The following is a 15,510-nucleotide window of genomic DNA, read 5'->3' on the forward strand; positions in this document are numbered from 1 at the left end:
TCAAACTCGCGGCATGCCTTTTTGCCGGATCAGCCGCTTTTGCGCCGCGGTGCGGAACGGAGCATTGGGCGCGCCATAACCGTCATATGCGCCGGTCCGTTGGATGATCTCGAAGAACAATCCGTCGCCGAGCGGCTGGCTGTAGAGCTGAAAAAAGCGGCCGGTTTCATCCTCGTCATAGAGGATATTGTGGCGCTTCATCGCGGCCAGCTCCGGCTCGCCAAGCGTGAAGCGCGCCGCCAGATCGGCATAGTAATTCTCGGTCATCGGCAGCGCCTTGAACCCGCGCGCCTCAAAGGCATCGGCGGTGGCAAAAATATCGTCGCAGGCAAAGGCGACGTGCTGCACCGCCGAGCCGAAACTATCGGCCAGAAAATGCCCCGCCAGCGTCCGGTGGCTCTCGGCCCCGTTGAGCGTGATCCGCAAGGCGCGCGTATCTCCGCCGTGCGGGGCCTGCAAGGCTTGCGAGCGCACCAACCCGTCAGGATCGACAACATCGACCATCGGCGCGCGCTGCATGTTGAAAATCGCCGTATAGAACAACGACCAACTGAGCATTTCATCATAGTTCATCGTTTCGGCCACATGATCGACACGCGTCAGCCCCGCAGGCGTTCCCACGTCAGGGGTAGCATCAAACTCGACGTCCCAAACCTGCGACAATCCGCTGACATCGTCGACAAACCGCATGAGCGAGCCGCCCACCCCGCGAATGGCCGGAATATCCATCTCGGCAGGGCCAACGGGCTGCGAAAACGGCTCTGCGCCCAGCTTGCGCGCGCGCTCGATCGTGGCGGCCGCATCCGATACCTTCAGGCCGATATCCGTCACGCCGGTGCCATGCGCGACAAAGGCGGAATGGGCAAAGCCGGTCTCTTCGGTGTTCACCACGATACGAATATCGCCTTGGCGCCAGACATTTACCCGTTTCGATTTATGATGCGCCGCCTTGGAAAATCCCATCGTTTTCAATGCATTCTCAAGCCGCTCTGCCTCTGCGCCCTTGCTGGCGAATTCGACAAACTCCACCCCCAAGACATCCGAGCGCGGCGGCAGAACCGGATAGCTTTGCGTCACATCCGGCTCGCGCGCGACCACATCCGACATCAAGTTGATCAAGCTGCGATGGCCGTCGCGCGAAACCGTTTTGGGATTGCCGCCGCGAAACTGGTCGTTGAAGATTTCAAGGCTGATCACATCGTCATAGCCTGTCGCGGCAACGGCCTGCATGAAGGCCGTGATGTCCAAATCCCCCTCGCCTGGCATATTGCGAAAATGGCGCGACCAATAGAGCAGGTCCATGTCAATCGCGGGCGCATCGGCCAGTTGGACAAAGAAGATCTTGTCGCCCGGAATCCTGCGAATGGTTTCAGGATCGATTTTGCGCGCAAGGGTATGAAAACTATCGAGAATGATCCCGACATTGGCATGATCGGCGCGACGCACAATCTCCCATGCGTCGCGATGGTCATTGACATGACGGCCCCATGCCAAAGCCTCGTAACCGACACGCAGACCGCGTTTTGCCGCGCGCTCGCCAAGGGCGTTGAAATCCTCGGCGGCGCGATCAATTCCGCCGCGCGCGTCTTTGTGGACCGAAGAGCAAATCAGGATCAGATCAGTGCCAAGCTCTTGCATTAGATCGAATTTTCGCTCGGCGCGATCGAATGCCTTGTCACGCTGCGCGCCGGTCAGGCCTTCGAAATCGCGGAAGGGTTGGAACAGGTCGATCGCCAGCCCGTGATCGCGGATCATTTGGCCGATCTCACGCGGCGTTCCGGCATCCGCAATGAAATCTTGCTCGAAAATCTCGATCCCGTCAAAGCCTGCGGCGCTGATCGCTTCCAGCTTTTCTTGCAGATTTCCCGAAATTGATACCGTCGCGATCGAGGTTTTCATCGCCTTGCCTCCTGCTGAATACGGGCGTTGCGCCCACACCCACCATTGAACTAAACGGTTAAAAATATCAAACGCGTTTATATTGGCCCGTTAAACACAAGAAATAAAACATGAAATCGGGGGCTACCCGCAAGGATGCCGCGTCGCTGTATCGCACCTGACGAAATTCGATTCGGAAATGCGAGTAAAAGCGGCACCCCATCGGTGCATCAAATCATCGGAACTCCTTTGCACCCGCGCTATTGAAACCGTATCGGCGCGTGTCATTGCACGCCCCCAAGAATGATCGAAAAAGAATATTTATTGGAAATTTATGGGGATAAAATTATGTTTTTGCTTGAAAATAAACAACCCACAGCAGGCCAATGATCCTCGAAATGCTCCACTTTAGCGCGCAAATGCTGCTATCTCTGGCCACCGCGCATTGTGCTGGCTATGGTCTAACAAACACGCTTCGATAGGACCCGTCGGGCCGATGCACCAACTGACAACCAAGCAACCTCCCCTGTCGATCAAAGGTGGAAAGAAGAGCGAATTTCGCACGCAATTCGCGGCGCTCCCTTACCGTATAAAAGACGGCAAGCTTCAGGTGCTCATGATCACCTCGCGCGGCAGCGGGCGGTGGATTTTGCCCAAAGGCTGGCCCATGCACGAACGCACCCCCGCGCGCGCTGCCGCGCGCGAAGCATGGGAAGAAGCAGGGGTAAAGGGCAGCGGATCGGATCATAGCATCGGATTGTATTCATACGAAAAATTGATGGATAGCGGCGAAAGACATCTATGCATCGTCGTGGTTTATCCCCTACGTGTAAAATCCGAAGCACTCGATTACCCCGAGTCCGGACAACGCAAACGCAAGTGGATGAGCCCGAAAAAGGCCGCCCGTAAGGTGCGCGAGCCGGAGCTGGCGACATTGATCGCGCGCTTTCGCCCCAAAGACCGCTCGTAGCCTGACACGACATACCAAAGCTTGATTTGCGCGCGCCGCGCAGGTCGATTATATCGCGTCAAGGCCGATCTGCGCCCCTCCTTTGCCAGAACCGAACAAACACCATGATACGTTTTGATCTCAAATGCGCCGCGGATCACCGTTTTGATAGCTGGTTTCAATCGGCTGCGGCCTTCGATAAATTGCTTGCCTCGCAAATGGTTACCTGCGCCGTTTGCGGCAGCACAAAGGTGGAAAAAGCCGTGATGGCCCCGCGTGTTCGCACCGCGCGCTCCAAAGGTGCCAAGGAGGTCGAGACCGTGGAGGCCCCCGCGCCGCGCCCCCTTGACCGCCCCCTCTCCGCCCCCGCAAGCGCGGCGGAGCAAGCGGTCAAAGCTCTGCGCGCCCATATCGAAGCCAATTCCGATTATGTCGGCGAGGATTTCGCCAAAGAGGCCCGCGCCATCCAAAACGGCACAGCGCCAGAACGCCCGATCTATGGCGAATCCTCTCTGAGCGAGGCAAAAAAGCTGATAGATGAGGGGATAGAGGTCGCGCCCTTGCCGTTTCGCAGCGACCGAAAGACAAATTGATCCGCGGGCGCAATTGCCCGTGATCTCGACAGGAGTTCTCCATGACCGTTCTCATCACAGGCGCCAATCGCGGCATCGGCCGTCAGCTTTATCGTCAATATGAAACCGCGCAAACGCCGGTCATCGGCACTTCGCGCGAGGGCGCAGATCCGTTCATGGCACTCGATGTCACCGATGAGGCGGCGCAGACCAGATTGGCCGCCAAGCTAGACACCAAGCCGCTGTCGCTGCTCGTGTGCAATGCAGGTGTCTACCTAGATAAGGGCATGAAGTTCCCCGATTATACGCCTGATATATTTGCGCAATCTTTCGCCGTGCATGTCACGGGGGTCTATTTGACGGTGCGCAATCTGCTGCCCAATTTGCAAATTCAAAGCGGCGCGAAAATTGCCATCATCTCGTCGCAGATGGCCAGCGACACCCGCGCACCAGGTGGCTCCTACGCCTACCGAGCCTCAAAGGCGGCTGCGCTCAATTTCGGGCGCAACCTCGCGGCAGATCTCAAAGGGATTGGCATCGCAGTCGGCATCTATCATCCTGGATGGGTGCAAACCGATATGGGCGGCGCCGCTGCCGAAATCACCCCCGAAGAGGCCGCCAGCGGGTTGCGGGCACGCTTTGACGCGCTCAGCCTTGAGACCACGGGCTGTTTCGAGACATGGGACGGGCGCGCACACCCCTACTAGGCGGCATCGGAGCGCCGCGCCCCAAGGAGCGCCTATCCACAAACGGCCTCTCGCGCCGCGCCGCCCTGCGCGGCTTTGCCCCTTGCCACGCGGCCCCTGCTCGCATAAACCGCCCGCGACCTAAGATCACTGCCAAGACACCTGCCTGCAAGGGATAGCTCTATGCCCGTTCTCGTAATGAAATTCGGCGGCACCTCTGTCGCCACGCTCGACCGCATCAAACGCGCTGCAAAACGCGTGGGTGTTGAGGTTGCCAAAGGCTATGACGTGATTGTCATCGTCTCGGCCATGTCGGGCAAAACCAACGAGCTTGTGGGCTGGGTCAACGAGACCTCGCCGCTCTATGACGCGCGTGAATATGATGCGGTCGTCTCTTCGGGCGAGAATGTCACGGCGGGCCTCATGGCCTTGACGCTTCAGGAAATGGATGTGCCCGCGCGCAGCTGGCAAGGCTGGCAAGTGCCGGTGAAAACCACATCGGCCCATTCGGCAGCGCGGATCGAAGACATCCCGCCCGAAAACATCATGGCGAAATTCGCCGAAGGCATGCGGGTCGCCGTTGTCGCGGGTTTCCAAGGGGTTAGCCCCGAAGGCCGCATCACCACATTGGGGCGCGGCGGATCGGACACCACCGCCGTGGCCTTCGCCGCCGCCTTTGATGCCGAACGCTGCGATATCTATACCGATGTGGACGGCGTTTATACAACCGACCCGCGCGTGTGCGATAAGGCGCGCAAGATGGACAAGATCGCCTTTGAGGAGATGCTCGAACTGGCCTCTTTGGGTGCCAAGGTCTTGCAAACCCGTTCGGTCGAACTGGCCATGCGCTATAAGGTCAAACTGCGGGTCTTGAGCTCTTTTGAAGAACAATCTGACGAGGCCGGAACGCTCGTCTGCGATGAGGATGAAATCATGGAAAGCAATGTCGTCTCTGGGATCGCCTATAGCCGCGATGAAGCAAAAATGACCTTGGTCAGCGTCGCCGACCGCCCTGGCATCGCCGCCGCGATCTTTGGCCCGCTGTCGGATGCGGGGATCAATGTTGATATGATCATTCAAAACATCTCCGAAGAAGGCCGCACCGATATGACCTTCTCCTGCCCCACCGATCAGGTGGCGCGCGCCCAAAAGGCGATGGATGATGCCAAAGCCAAAGGCGATATCAACTTCCACGATCTCGTCGCCGACACTCATGTTTGCAAAGTCTCCGCCGTCGGCATCGGCATGCGCAGCCAATCGGGCGTCGCCGCCAAGATGTTTAAAACGCTCTCCGACGAGGGGATCAACATCAAGGTTATTGCAACCTCCGAGATAAAGATTTCCGTGTTGATCGACCGGAAATATATGGAACTTGCGGTTCAAGCCCTGCATGATGCGTTTGAACTGGACAAAGCTGCCTAAACCGAAAGGCTGCCCCACCAAGGGGCGGGCATATTCGGACGGGCCGCAGCACAAAAGGGCAGGCACGCGCAGCAATGGCACAGGACTTCCAGACCGATAGCCGGCAAATGCTGGGCCGCCTGCGCGAGGCCATGGCCGTGGAGAGCGCGGGCCAAGCGCGGCTCGACCAGATCACGCAATTGATCGCCGAAGAAATGCGCACCGAGGTGTGCTCGATCTACCTGTTCCGCGACGAAGAGACGCTCGAACTTTGCGCGACCGAGGGGTTGAAAGCCGCCGCCGTCCACGAAACCCGCATGCGCCTTGGCGAGGGCCTCGTGGGCCGTGTGGGCCGCACCGGCAAGATCATCAACAGCGCCGATGCCCCGTCGGAAAAGGGCTTTCGCTATATGCCCGAAACCGGCGAGGAAATTTACTCCTCCTTCGCGGGCATCCCGATCCAGCGGCTTGGCGAGATGCTCGGCGTTTTGGTGGTGCAATCGAAAACCGCGCGGCAATATTCCGAGGATGAAATTTACGCCCTCGAAGTGGTCGCCATGGTTTTGGCCGAGATGACCGAACTGGGCGTTTTTGTCGGCGAAGGCGCCGCATTGTCCGCCCGTCACCAGCATCCGGTGCTGTTTCGCGGCGCCACAGCCCAAGAGGGCGCCGCCTCGGGCCATGTGTGGCTGCACGAGCCACGCGTTGTCGTCACCAACCCGATCGCCGACGATCCGCACAAAGAAATGATCCGCCTGCATGAGGCGATCGAAGAATTGCGCGTCGGGGTGGACCGCATGCTCGACACCGCCGCCGAAGGGGAAAATACCGACCAACTTGAGGTGCTCGAAGCCTACCGGATGTTTGCCAACTCCAAAGGCTGGATGCGGCGGATGGAAGAAGACATCAGCCGCGGCCTGTCCGCCGAAGCCGCGGTCGAGAAAGAACAATCCACCGCCCGCGCGCGGCTCAGTTCGGTCAATGATCAGTATCTGCGCGAGCGGCTGCATGATCTCGATGACCTGTCCAACCGTCTCTTACGCATTCTGACCGGCCAAGGCTCGGAGACAGGGGCGGAAATCCCCGCCGACCCGATCCTGATTGCCCGCAATATCGGCCCTGCGGAACTGCTCGACTATGGCCGCTCCCTCAAAGGGATCGTGCTCGAACAAGGCTCGGTCGGATCGCATGCGGCCATCGTCGCGCGCGCCCTTGCCATTCCTTTGGTGATCCACGCCGCGCGCATCACGACAGAGGCGCTCAACGGTGACCACATCATGGTTGATGGCGATCAGGGCATCGTGCATCTGCGCCCCGATGACACCGTTGTCGCCGCCTTCCAAGACAAAATCGCCATGCAGGCCGAAGCGGTCGAACGCTATGCCTCGATCCGCGACAAACCCGCGAAGAGCCTTGATGGCCACCACGTCCAGTTGACGATGAATGCGGGGCTGATGGCCGACCTGCCCAGCCTTGAAAACTCCGGCGCCGAAGGGGTCGGCCTGTTTCGCACCGAATTGCAGTTTCTCGTGCGCAACCAGATGCCGCGCCGCGGTGAATTGGCCGCGCTCTACAGCCGCGTTCTCGACAGCGCCAAGGGCAAGCGCGTGGTCTTTCGCACCCTCGACATCGGTTCGGATAAGGTGCTGCCCTATATGAAGCCCAACGACGAGCCGAACCCTGCGCTCGGCTGGCGTGCGATCCGCGTCGGGCTCGACAAACCGGGGGTGATGCGGATGCAATTGCAATCGCTGCTTCGCGCCGCCAAGGGCCGCCCCCTGTCGATCATGTTCCCCTTTGTGGCGCAATATGAGGAATACACCCAGGCCTGCTTTGCGCTGGAAAAGGCCAAGCACCGCGAGCGCTTGCTCGGCCATCCGGTGCCCGAGGATTTGCAGGTCGGGGCGATGCTGGAGACGCCGTCTTTGGCTTTTGCCCCGCGCAAATTCTTTGAAGAGGTCGGGTTCTTGTCGATTGGCGGCAATGACCTCAAACAGTTCTTCTTTGCCGCGGACCGCGAGAACGAGCGGGTGCGCCGCCGCTATGACACGCTCAACGTCAGTTTTCTGACCTTCCTCGAACGGATCGTGGAGCGCTGCGACGACACCAACACGCCCTTGTCCTTTTGCGGCGAGGATGCGGGCCGCCCCGTCGAGGCCGCCTGCCTTGCCGCGATCGGGCTGCGCTCCTTGTCGATGCGGCCCGCGTCCATCGGTCCGGTGAAATCGCTGCTGCGGCGCACCGACCTTGGCAAGCTGCGCAAGGTAATCCACGATGCGCGCCATCGGGGCGAGCAATCGGTGCGCAAATCGGTTGAGGAATTTCTCGACCTCTAAAGCTGATGCATCGCATGAGCTTCAAAGCGCAACCCGCTCATATTAATTGAAAATTAGCGGCACCCAAACGCCGCTTCCATCGCGGGTGCACCTGTCATCGCGCCCGCATCGCGGCGCGCAATGCGCCCGTCCGACAAGGTGCTGATCATGATCCGCGACCAATCGGCATTCAACGTGACCATTTCGATCCCCGCGCCGCAATCGCGCAAGCCGCCCGCGATATCCGCGTCGCCAATCCGGTGGTTGGTCACCCCGCCCGCCTCGGCAACAAGCTCAAGCGCCCCCGCCTCATAGCGCCAGATGCGCAGGGTCTTGGCCAGATGCGGCCGGTCGATATAGGCGATTTCGACCGCCCCGTCGCCGTCCAGATCCGCCGCCCCGACCGGCGCGAGCCACCGATGCGTGCGGCCAATAAAGGGCGCCGCCGCGACAAAGCCGTTCTCGTCATAGATCGCCAGCCGCGCGCCGAGGTCAAAGCGGGTTTCCACAGTGATCACTTCGGGCGCGCCATCCCCGTCCACATCAACCAAACGCGGCGCGGTGTCCTCGAACACATGATTTTGCGGCAATCGGATGCGGCGTTTGCTCCCGTCGCTCAGGCCCAGGGCAAGCTGCGTCCACTCGATCGCGTCCCCCAAAATGCCGTGATCATAGGCGCGCGTCGGCCCCTCATAGGCGGCCGATGTGATCTTTGCCCCCTGCTCGGCCAAAGCTACGGCAGGCCCCAAGAAGGCCAGCGCGCATAGAGCGCGCAAACCGACTGCCTGCCCGCCCTTTGCCATCAAATCTGCTTTTCGGGCATCTGGACGCGCAAGCCGTCCAATTCATCGGTAACCTTGATCTGGCAGGTCAGGCGCGAGCGCGCGGGGTCGGGCTCAAAGGCGAAATCGAGCATATCCTCTTCCATGTCATCCATGGCGGGGATTTTCTCGACCCAAGCCGGATCCACATAAACGTGGCATGTCGAACACGCGCAGGCCCCGCCGCAATCGGCCTCGATACCGGGGATATTGTTGTCGCGCGCGCCTTCCATGACGGTCATACCTGCGGCCACATCGACCACATGTTCGGTGCCGTTATGCTCGACATAAGTGATTTTTGCCATTTTTGCGGTGCTCCTAAACCAAAATTCTTGCCCGCAGTCCTACCCGCGCAGGCCCGCCTGTTCCAGTCTCTTTTGCGCGAGCAAGGGGGCGCGGCGATGGATGCTTCCTTGAAAACGGTTTTGCAGGTAGAGTGCGGCGCAAAGCGGGCGAAGCCCCGCGCGCATGAGGTCCGAGCAATGCCCCATCACGCCCTAATCCCTCGCGCCTCGATGCGGCGCGGCGCCGCCCTTGCACAACGGGCGCGGCGATCGGGCGCGGCGGTCTTGGCGGCTTGCGCCTTGGCGGGTTGCCAAATCGGTCTTCCGCAACCCGCGCCGCAGTTGAACTATGCCTTCGCCCCCGCCCCCCCCGGCGCCAAACCCGGCACCTGTTGGGGCCGCCACGACGTGCCCGCCGTCATCGAGACAGTGACCGAGCAAATCATGCTGCAACCGGCCGAAGTGATGAGCGACGGCACGGTTCTGGCCCCTGCCGTGTTCAAAACCGAGACCCGCCAACAGATTTTGCGCGAGCGGCGCGAAACATGGTTCGAGCGGCCCTGCGACGATGTGATGACCCCCGAGTTCATCGCAACCCTGCAACGCGCCTTGGCCGCACGCGGGCACTACAGCGGCGCGGTCAGCGGAGAGATGAGCGCCAAGACCCTGCGCGCGATCCGCGCCTATCAGGCGGCGCAGGGGCTCGACAGCGCCGTGCTGTCACTCGCGGCGGCGCGAAAGCTCGGGCTGATCGCCGTGGCGCGCAGCGAGGGTTAGCCGCAGCGGCGGTTTGCGCGGCCTGCCTCCTCGAACCTGCGGAGGCCACGAAAAAGGGCGCCCGAACAGGGCGCCCCATCTAAATCATTTAAGCAAGGCTCAGTCTTCGAGCGACAGCGCCACAAAACGCGGCTCTCCGGCGCGGCGCACCAAGAGAAGCAAGGATTTGCGCCCCGCCTCTTTGACCGAGGCAATCCGCTCTTCAAGATCAGCGACGGTTGCGACCTTGTTTTGGCCCGCTTCGGTGATGACATCACCCGCGCGCACGCCTTTTTCATAGGCATCGCCCTCCTCGTCCACATCCATCACGACCAAACCGGTGATCGTGTCATCAAGGCTCAGCTGCTCGCGCAGCTCGTCTGTGACGGGGCTGACCGTCAAGCCGAGCACCTCTTGCGGCTCGACCTCGGGGGCAGGCTCTTCGCCCGATTGCACGGCGGGCACGGCGCCGTCGGATTGCTCGCGTCGGCCAAGGGTGACCTTCAACGTCTGGGTTTTCCCGTCGCGGAACACCACGATGCGCACCGCTTTGCCGACTTGGGTATTGCCGACCTGACGGACCAGACCGCGCGTATCCTCGACCTCTTTGCCATCGAATGACACGATGACATCGCCCGCCTCGACGCCCGCCTCTTTGGAGGGGCCATCAGGCACATCGGTGACCATCGCGCCCGAGGCTTTTTCAAGCCCCATCGCTTCGGCCATGTCGGGGGTGACGTCCTGAATGCGCACGCCAAGCCAGCCGCGGCGGGTCTCGCCGAACTCTTTGAGTTGCGCCACGACACGCGTCACCACATTCGACGCCATCGAAAACCCGATGCCGATAGAGCCGCCATTGGGCGACAAGATTGCCGTATTCACGCCGACAACCTGACCATCCAGATTGAACAAAGGTCCGCCCGAGTTGCCGCGATTGATGGCGGCGTCGGTCTGGATGTAATCGTCATAGGTGCCGCTCAGCGCGCGGTTGCGGGCCGAAACGATACCGGCAGAGACCGAAAACCCTTGGCCGAGCGGGTTGCCCATGGCCACTACCCAGTCCCCGACACGCATGATATCGCTGTCGCCGAAGCTGACATATTCAAGCGGCCCGTCGGCCTCGACCTTGAGCAGGGCAATATCGGTCGTCGGATCGGTGCCGATGATCTTGGCTTCAAGCTCTTTGCCCGAGAAAAACTCGATGATGATCTCGTCGGCGCCCTCGATGACGTGATTGTTGGTCACAATGTAGCCATCCTCGGAGATCACAAACCCCGATCCAAGCGCCGAAGACCGGCGCGGGCGCGGGGCGCCGTCCCCGCCGCGATTGCGGTCCTGAAATTCGCGAAAGAAATCCTCAAAGGGGCTGCCTTCGGGAACAATCGGGTTCGGCCCTGCATTGGTTTCAACCACCGTGGAGGTGGTGATATTGACCACCGCGGGGCTGATTTTCTCGGCCAGATCGGCAAAGCTTTCAGGCCGCGCGGCGGCGCTGAGGCTTTGAACCAAAAGCAGCATCACCGCGAGAAGCGACAACCACATGCCGCGCATGACGCGCAGGGCCAATGCGTTGCGGGTCTCTATTGGAATGGACAATGCCTGTACTCTCACGCCCGTATCTCCTTTGTGGTGTGATCGGATGGGGCAACCGCGCAGCGATCGCCAATCTTGATACCTACCCTAATGTAGGCAGAAATATCTGCAACTCAAAGCCTATCGCGCATGGTCAACTGCGCGTGACGGATGCGTGAGGCGAAAAGCGGGGGTTTCCGCCGACGAACGGCAGGGCGCGGATTTGCGCTATGGTTTGCGCGCCTGAACCGCTTGCCCGCTCAGCCGTCGCGCCGCGGCAGACGCTTGAGGGTTTGCGCCAATTGCCCGACCAGCGCATCATGCGAAACATCGCCCTCGATTGCCAAGCGGCGCAGGCCGAAATGCACATGGGCCATCTCTTGGTAATAGGAGGTATAGGCGTAATTCGTGGCCGCCCCCGCCACCGCGCCCAGAACCGGCACCGTTTGCGCCGCCAGCTTTTGGCCCAATACGGCGGCCAGCCGCGGTGCAATCCGAGCCAAAAGCGTGTTGAGCGCCGTCCCCGTCAACGCCGCCCGTGTCGCCAAAAACGCCAGATCCGATCCGTCGTCTTGCGCCAAGGGCCCCGCCGAGGCGAAAACCTCAAGGCAATCAAAGGCCACGCTTTGCTCATCGGGGTCGAACCCGTGCTCTGCCGCCACGCCTTGGATCGCGCGCAAAAGCACCGTAACCGTCACGGGCAATTCGGCCATCGAGGCGGGCAGCCCGCCAAAGCCGCCCGCCGCGCCCATCGCCGTCGCCGCCGCCGTGTTGAGCCATGCTGGCCCGTCAGAGACATGTTTGCGCGATTCGCCCGCAGCCTTGAGCGCCACTTGCAAGGCGCCCCGCGTGGCCTCGTCCATCCGCGCGCGAACGCTGTCCGGCAAACGGTCGAGCAGGCTTTCGGCCTGCCCGCCGATCAGGTTAAGCACCTGCATGCCGACCCCGCCCGCGGCGCGGTAGCGTTTGGCCAAAGCGGTGATCTGCGCGTCGATATCGACAGGATCGGTTTCTACGGCATCTTCAATCAACATCGGGTGTCCTTTGCCAAGGGGGTCACTAGTAAGAACAAGATGCACCCAACATCGGGGCGGTGCCGGAGCATTTCAAGCTTTGGCCCCTGCGGCCCGAGATCACATCGCTTTTTCCACCTTGCCGCGCACACCCTCCCAAGCCCCGTCTTGGAGTTCATAGGCCAGAATACGCTCGGGATTTGTCGGCGGCGGCATCGCCACCCCGTCGATACGGGCAAAGCCAAAGCGGCGGTAATAGGGCTCGTCTCCGACCAAAAGAATGCGCTGCCAGCCAAGCTCGCCCGCCTTTTCCATGCTGGTTTGCATCAAAAGCGCGCCAAGCCCCGCGCCTTGGTGCACGGGGTGCACCGCAACGGGGCCCAATAATAGCACCGCCTGCCCATCCACCCGAACCGGCCAATAGCGGATCGCGCCGCCAATGATGCCCATCTCGTCGCGCGCCACCATCGACAGCCCCGCCACCGGCGGCACGCCATCGCGCAATCGGTAGGACGAGAGCGCCTCGCGCCCGGGCGCAAAGCACAGATCATAAAGGGCCTCAACCTCCCACCAGTCTTCGGGGGTCTCGGGTTTAAGCTGAAACAATGCAAATGCCTCACGATTTCGCTAGAAACAGGGCTAGCACGGCGCTAGTTGAGGGGCAATCAGGTCGCGCCAAAACAGGTGGTTTTCCCGCGCCGCGCCCGTCCAATCACCGCATGCTCCCCATGCAACCGACCGGAAAGACAGATAAATTCATGTTCTATGAGCCCAAAGACGGCCACGGCCTGCCCCATAGCCCCTTCAATGCCATCGTATCCCCGCGCCCGATCGGATGGATTTCGACCCGCAGCAAGAACGGTCATGACAACCTCGCCCCCTATTCGTTTTTCAACGCTGTCGCCTATGTGCCGCCGCAGGTGATGTTTTCGTCCGGCAATGCCAAAGACAGCCTTGAGAACCTGCGCGAAACCGGCGTTTTTTGTGCCAATGTCGTGGAATACTCCGCCCGTGATGTGATGAACGCCTCTTCCGAAACCCTACCCCGCGAGGTCGATGAGTTCGCCCATGCGGGCGCCGAAAAAGCCGAATGCAGCGTGATCGATTGCCCGCGCGTCGCCACGGCCCCAGCCAGCCTCGAATGCCGCGTCACCGAGATTTTGCGCCTCAAAGGCGCGGACAACTGGGCGATCTTCGGCGAGGTCGTCGGTGTGCACATCCGCCCCGATTGCTTGACCGACGGGTTGTTCGACGTCACCAAATTCAACCCGCTCACACGGTTGGGATATAAGGATTATTCGGTGATCCGCGAGGTTTTCTCGCTGATCCGCCCTGACGAGCGGTAAACCCCGCGCCGCACAATACAAACAAAGGCCCCGCAAAAACAAAAGGCCCCGCAGATCCAACCGGACGTGCGGGGCCTTTTTTGTTTCTGCGCAGGCGCGGGTTAATGCCCGCCCAAAATCCCCGTCTTGACCGAATAGTTCACCGCCAGCTCGTAATCGGGATCATCATCGCTATCGACCATCAGATGGCCTGCTTTGGTCAGCAATTTATGGCAATCGCGGCTCAGATGGCGCAGCTGCAATTGCTTGCCCGCGGCCTCGTATTTGCCCGCCACGGCCTCGATGGCCTGCAAGGCCGATTGGTCCACCACACGGCTATCGGCAAAATCGACGATCACCGTGGACGGATCATCCGCGACATCGAACAGTTCGTTAAACCCTTCGGCCGATCCGAAAAACAGCGGCCCTTGGATTTGATAGACCCGCGCGCCTTCCGGCGTGGTGTAGCTCTTGGCGTGGATGCGGCTGGCGTTGTTCCACGCGTAATTGAGCGCCGATACAATCACCCCGACGACCACAGCAATCGCAAGGTCCGAATAGACCGTCACAACCGTGACCAAGATGATCACAAAGGCATCATTGAGCGGCACGCGGCGCAAAATGGTCAGCGAGTTCCACGCGAAGGTGCCGATCACCACCATGAACATCACGCCGACCAAAGCCGCCAGCGGGATTTGCTCGATCGCGGGGCTGGCCACGACGATGAAAAGCAGCAAGAACAGCGCCGCAACGATCCCCGAAACCCGCGTGCGCCCGCCCGATTTCACGTTGATCATCGACTGGCCGATCATGGCGCATCCGCCCATGCCGCCAAAAAATCCGGTGACCACATTGGCCGTGCCTTGGGCAATGCACTCTTGGCTCGCTCCGCCGCGCTTGCCGGTCATCTCGCCGACAAGATTGAGCGTCAAAAGGCTTTCGATCAAACCGATCGCCGCCAAAATCACCGCATAGGGCAAGATGATCTGGAAGGTCTCCCAAGAGAATTCGACCATCGGGATATGGAACGCAGGCAAACCGCCCTCGATCGAAGCCAGATCACCGACCCGCGGCACATCAAGCCCGAAACCGATCACAATCGCCGCCGTGATCCCGATGCCCGCCAAGGGCGCGGGGATCACGCGGGTGATTTTCGGCATGATCCAGATGATCGCCATCGTCACCCCCACAAGCCCCAGCATCATGAGCAATGGCCCGCCCGACAGCCATACGCCGCCCGTGGTGCCGTGATCGCCCTGCACCACCGTGCCCGGAACCCTGAATTGCGTGAGCTGCGCGAGGAAGATCACAATCGCCAGACCGTTCACAAAGCCAAGCATCACAGGATGCGGCACCAGCCGGATGAATTTGCCCCAGCGCATCACCCCTGCAACGATTTGAATGATCCCCATCAAAACCACAGTGGCAAAGAGGTATTCGACCCCGTGTTGCGCCACCAAAGCCACCATCACAACCGCCAAAGCGCCGGTCGCGCCCGAAATCATGCCTGGACGCCCGCCGATCAAGGCCGTGATCAGCCCCACCAAAAAGGCCGCATAAAGCCCCACAAGCGGATGCACCCCCGCGACAAAGGCAAAGGCCACCGCTTCGGGCACGAGGGCCAAGGCCACTGTCAGACCCGACAAAACCTCGATCCGCAAACGCGACAGCGTCAGCTTCTCTTCGGACATCAGCCGCAAATCGGGAAGGGCGAGGCGGTTGGCAAAGCTTGCCAGAGAGGCTCGTTTCAAAGGGCACCTATCAGTGTGGGGTTGTTGGCTTGCCCGCCGTGTAGCGCAAGAATGCGCAAAAGCCTAGGGGGGCGGCTCAAGTTGGCGTGAGAGCGCAAACGCGCTGTTGCCAATCGGACTTTGCGCGGCCAAAACTGTGCCAAACCGCACAGGAGCAAATGCCATGACCGCCGCCCCCCCGAACACC

At 60.8% G+C, this 15,510-nt stretch carries 14 protein-coding genes; 7 read left to right on the plus strand and 7 right to left on the minus strand.

All coding sequences use genetic code 11. The features are described 5' to 3' along the window. Positions 1-1,899: a bifunctional sugar phosphate isomerase/epimerase/4-hydroxyphenylpyruvate dioxygenase family protein gene (locus tag ABWV64_RS03855; protein WP_353342957.1), complete on the minus strand. Its 1,899-nt coding sequence runs from the start codon at positions 1,897-1,899 to the stop codon at positions 1-3. Positions 1,900-2,374: 475 nt separating this feature from the next. On the opposite strand from ABWV64_RS03855, the gene ABWV64_RS03860 reads away from it, so the two are divergent. From ABWV64_RS03860 to ptsP, 5 genes are all read left to right on the plus strand, one after another. Then, positions 2,375-2,848, plus strand: a complete 474-nt coding sequence (locus ABWV64_RS03860) for an NUDIX hydrolase (protein WP_353342958.1) — start codon at positions 2,375-2,377, stop codon at positions 2,846-2,848. A gap of 104 nt (positions 2,849-2,952) precedes the next feature. Further along, positions 2,953-3,420 (plus strand): DUF1178 family protein, encoded by a 468-nt coding sequence (locus ABWV64_RS03865; protein WP_353342959.1) that lies wholly within the window; start codon positions 2,953-2,955, stop codon positions 3,418-3,420. Positions 3,421-3,461: 41 nt separating this feature from the next. Next, positions 3,462-4,106 carry an SDR family NAD(P)-dependent oxidoreductase gene (locus ABWV64_RS03870; protein ID WP_353342960.1) on the plus strand — a complete coding sequence of 215 codons (645 nt, stop codon included), beginning with the start codon at positions 3,462-3,464 and terminating at the stop codon, positions 4,104-4,106. A gap of 162 nt (positions 4,107-4,268) precedes the next feature. Continuing rightward, a complete protein-coding gene (locus tag ABWV64_RS03875; RefSeq protein WP_353342961.1) occupies positions 4,269-5,507 on the plus strand; it encodes an aspartate kinase in 1,239 nt (412 codons plus the stop codon). 74 nt (positions 5,508-5,581) lie between these two features. Next, complete coding sequence (gene ptsP, locus ABWV64_RS03880; RefSeq protein WP_353342962.1) at positions 5,582-7,822, plus strand: phosphoenolpyruvate--protein phosphotransferase; 2,241 nt, start codon at positions 5,582-5,584, stop codon at positions 7,820-7,822. Positions 7,823-7,875: 53 nt separating this feature from the next. Here the strand turns inward: ptsP and ABWV64_RS03885 are convergent, their stop codons facing one another. Continuing rightward, complete coding sequence (locus ABWV64_RS03885; protein WP_353342963.1) at positions 7,876-8,604, minus strand: FG-GAP repeat domain-containing protein; 729 nt, start codon at positions 8,602-8,604, stop codon at positions 7,876-7,878. Beyond that, a complete protein-coding gene (locus tag ABWV64_RS03890; RefSeq protein WP_353342964.1) occupies positions 8,604-8,927 on the minus strand; it encodes a 2Fe-2S iron-sulfur cluster-binding protein in 324 nt (107 codons plus the stop codon). The genes ABWV64_RS03885 and ABWV64_RS03890 overlap by 1 nt, the downstream gene beginning before the upstream one ends. A 279-nt stretch (positions 8,928-9,206) precedes the next feature. On the opposite strand from ABWV64_RS03890, the gene ABWV64_RS03895 reads away from it, so the two are divergent. Next, positions 9,207-9,683: a peptidoglycan-binding domain-containing protein gene (locus ABWV64_RS03895; RefSeq protein WP_353342965.1), complete on the plus strand. Its 477-nt coding sequence runs from the start codon at positions 9,207-9,209 to the stop codon at positions 9,681-9,683. A gap of 99 nt (positions 9,684-9,782) precedes the next feature. On the opposite strand, the gene ABWV64_RS03900 is transcribed toward ABWV64_RS03895, so the two are convergent. From ABWV64_RS03900 to ABWV64_RS03910, 3 genes are all read right to left on the minus strand, one after another. Further along, entirely contained in the window at positions 9,783-11,213 is a 1,431-nt protein-coding gene (locus ABWV64_RS03900; RefSeq protein WP_353344494.1) for a DegQ family serine endoprotease, read from the minus strand. Between the two features lie 281 nt (positions 11,214-11,494). Next, positions 11,495-12,268 carry an EcsC family protein gene (locus ABWV64_RS03905; protein WP_353342966.1) on the minus strand — a complete coding sequence of 258 codons (774 nt, stop codon included), beginning with the start codon at positions 12,266-12,268 and terminating at the stop codon, positions 11,495-11,497. Between the two features lie 99 nt (positions 12,269-12,367). Beyond that, positions 12,368-12,853, minus strand: coding sequence for a GNAT family N-acetyltransferase (locus ABWV64_RS03910; RefSeq protein ID WP_353342967.1), 486 nt, complete (start codon positions 12,851-12,853; stop codon positions 12,368-12,370). A gap of 152 nt (positions 12,854-13,005) precedes the next feature. Here ABWV64_RS03910 and ABWV64_RS03915 point away from each other — a divergent pair, with 152 nt between their 5' ends. Next, entirely contained in the window at positions 13,006-13,593 is a 588-nt protein-coding gene (locus tag ABWV64_RS03915) for a flavin reductase family protein (RefSeq protein ID WP_353342968.1), read from the plus strand. Between the two features lie 101 nt (positions 13,594-13,694). On the opposite strand, the gene ABWV64_RS03920 is transcribed toward ABWV64_RS03915, so the two are convergent. After that, positions 13,695-15,323: a SulP family inorganic anion transporter gene (locus ABWV64_RS03920; protein WP_353342969.1), complete on the minus strand. Its 1,629-nt coding sequence runs from the start codon at positions 15,321-15,323 to the stop codon at positions 13,695-13,697. Positions 15,324-15,510 lie beyond the last annotated feature (187 nt).

Origin of the sequence: Litorivita sp. NS0012-18 (genome assembly GCF_040371945.1) — a bacterium.
In the GTDB taxonomy this organism is placed as follows: Bacteria; Pseudomonadota; Alphaproteobacteria; order Rhodobacterales; family Rhodobacteraceae; genus Litorivita.

Excerpts from the sequence above, each read along its gene's own strand:
- ABWV64_RS03865 (WP_353342959.1), top strand. The coding sequence starts at position 2,953 with ATGATACGTTTTGATCTCAAATGCGCCGCGGATCACCGTTTTGATAGC.
- ABWV64_RS03870 (WP_353342960.1), top strand. The coding sequence starts at position 3,462 with ATGACCGTTCTCATCACAGGCGCCAATCGCGGCATCGGCCGTCAGCTT.
- ptsP (WP_353342962.1), top strand. The coding sequence starts at position 5,582 with ATGGCACAGGACTTCCAGACCGATAGCCGGCAAATGCTGGGCCGCCTG.
- ABWV64_RS03915 (WP_353342968.1), top strand. The coding sequence starts at position 13,006 with ATGTTCTATGAGCCCAAAGACGGCCACGGCCTGCCCCATAGCCCCTTC.
- ABWV64_RS03885 (WP_353342963.1), bottom strand. The coding sequence starts at position 8,604 with ATGGCAAAGGGCGGGCAGGCAGTCGGTTTGCGCGCTCTATGCGCGCTG.
- ABWV64_RS03875 (WP_353342961.1), top strand. The coding sequence starts at position 4,269 with ATGCCCGTTCTCGTAATGAAATTCGGCGGCACCTCTGTCGCCACGCTC.
- ABWV64_RS03905 (WP_353342966.1), bottom strand. The coding sequence starts at position 12,268 with ATGTTGATTGAAGATGCCGTAGAAACCGATCCTGTCGATATCGACGCG.
- ABWV64_RS03890 (WP_353342964.1), bottom strand. The coding sequence starts at position 8,927 with ATGGCAAAAATCACTTATGTCGAGCATAACGGCACCGAACATGTGGTC.
- ABWV64_RS03855 (WP_353342957.1), bottom strand. The coding sequence starts at position 1,899 with ATGAAAACCTCGATCGCGACGGTATCAATTTCGGGAAATCTGCAAGAA.
- ABWV64_RS03860 (WP_353342958.1), top strand. The coding sequence starts at position 2,375 with ATGCACCAACTGACAACCAAGCAACCTCCCCTGTCGATCAAAGGTGGA.
- ABWV64_RS03900 (WP_353344494.1), bottom strand. The coding sequence starts at position 11,213 with ATGCGCGGCATGTGGTTGTCGCTTCTCGCGGTGATGCTGCTTTTGGTT.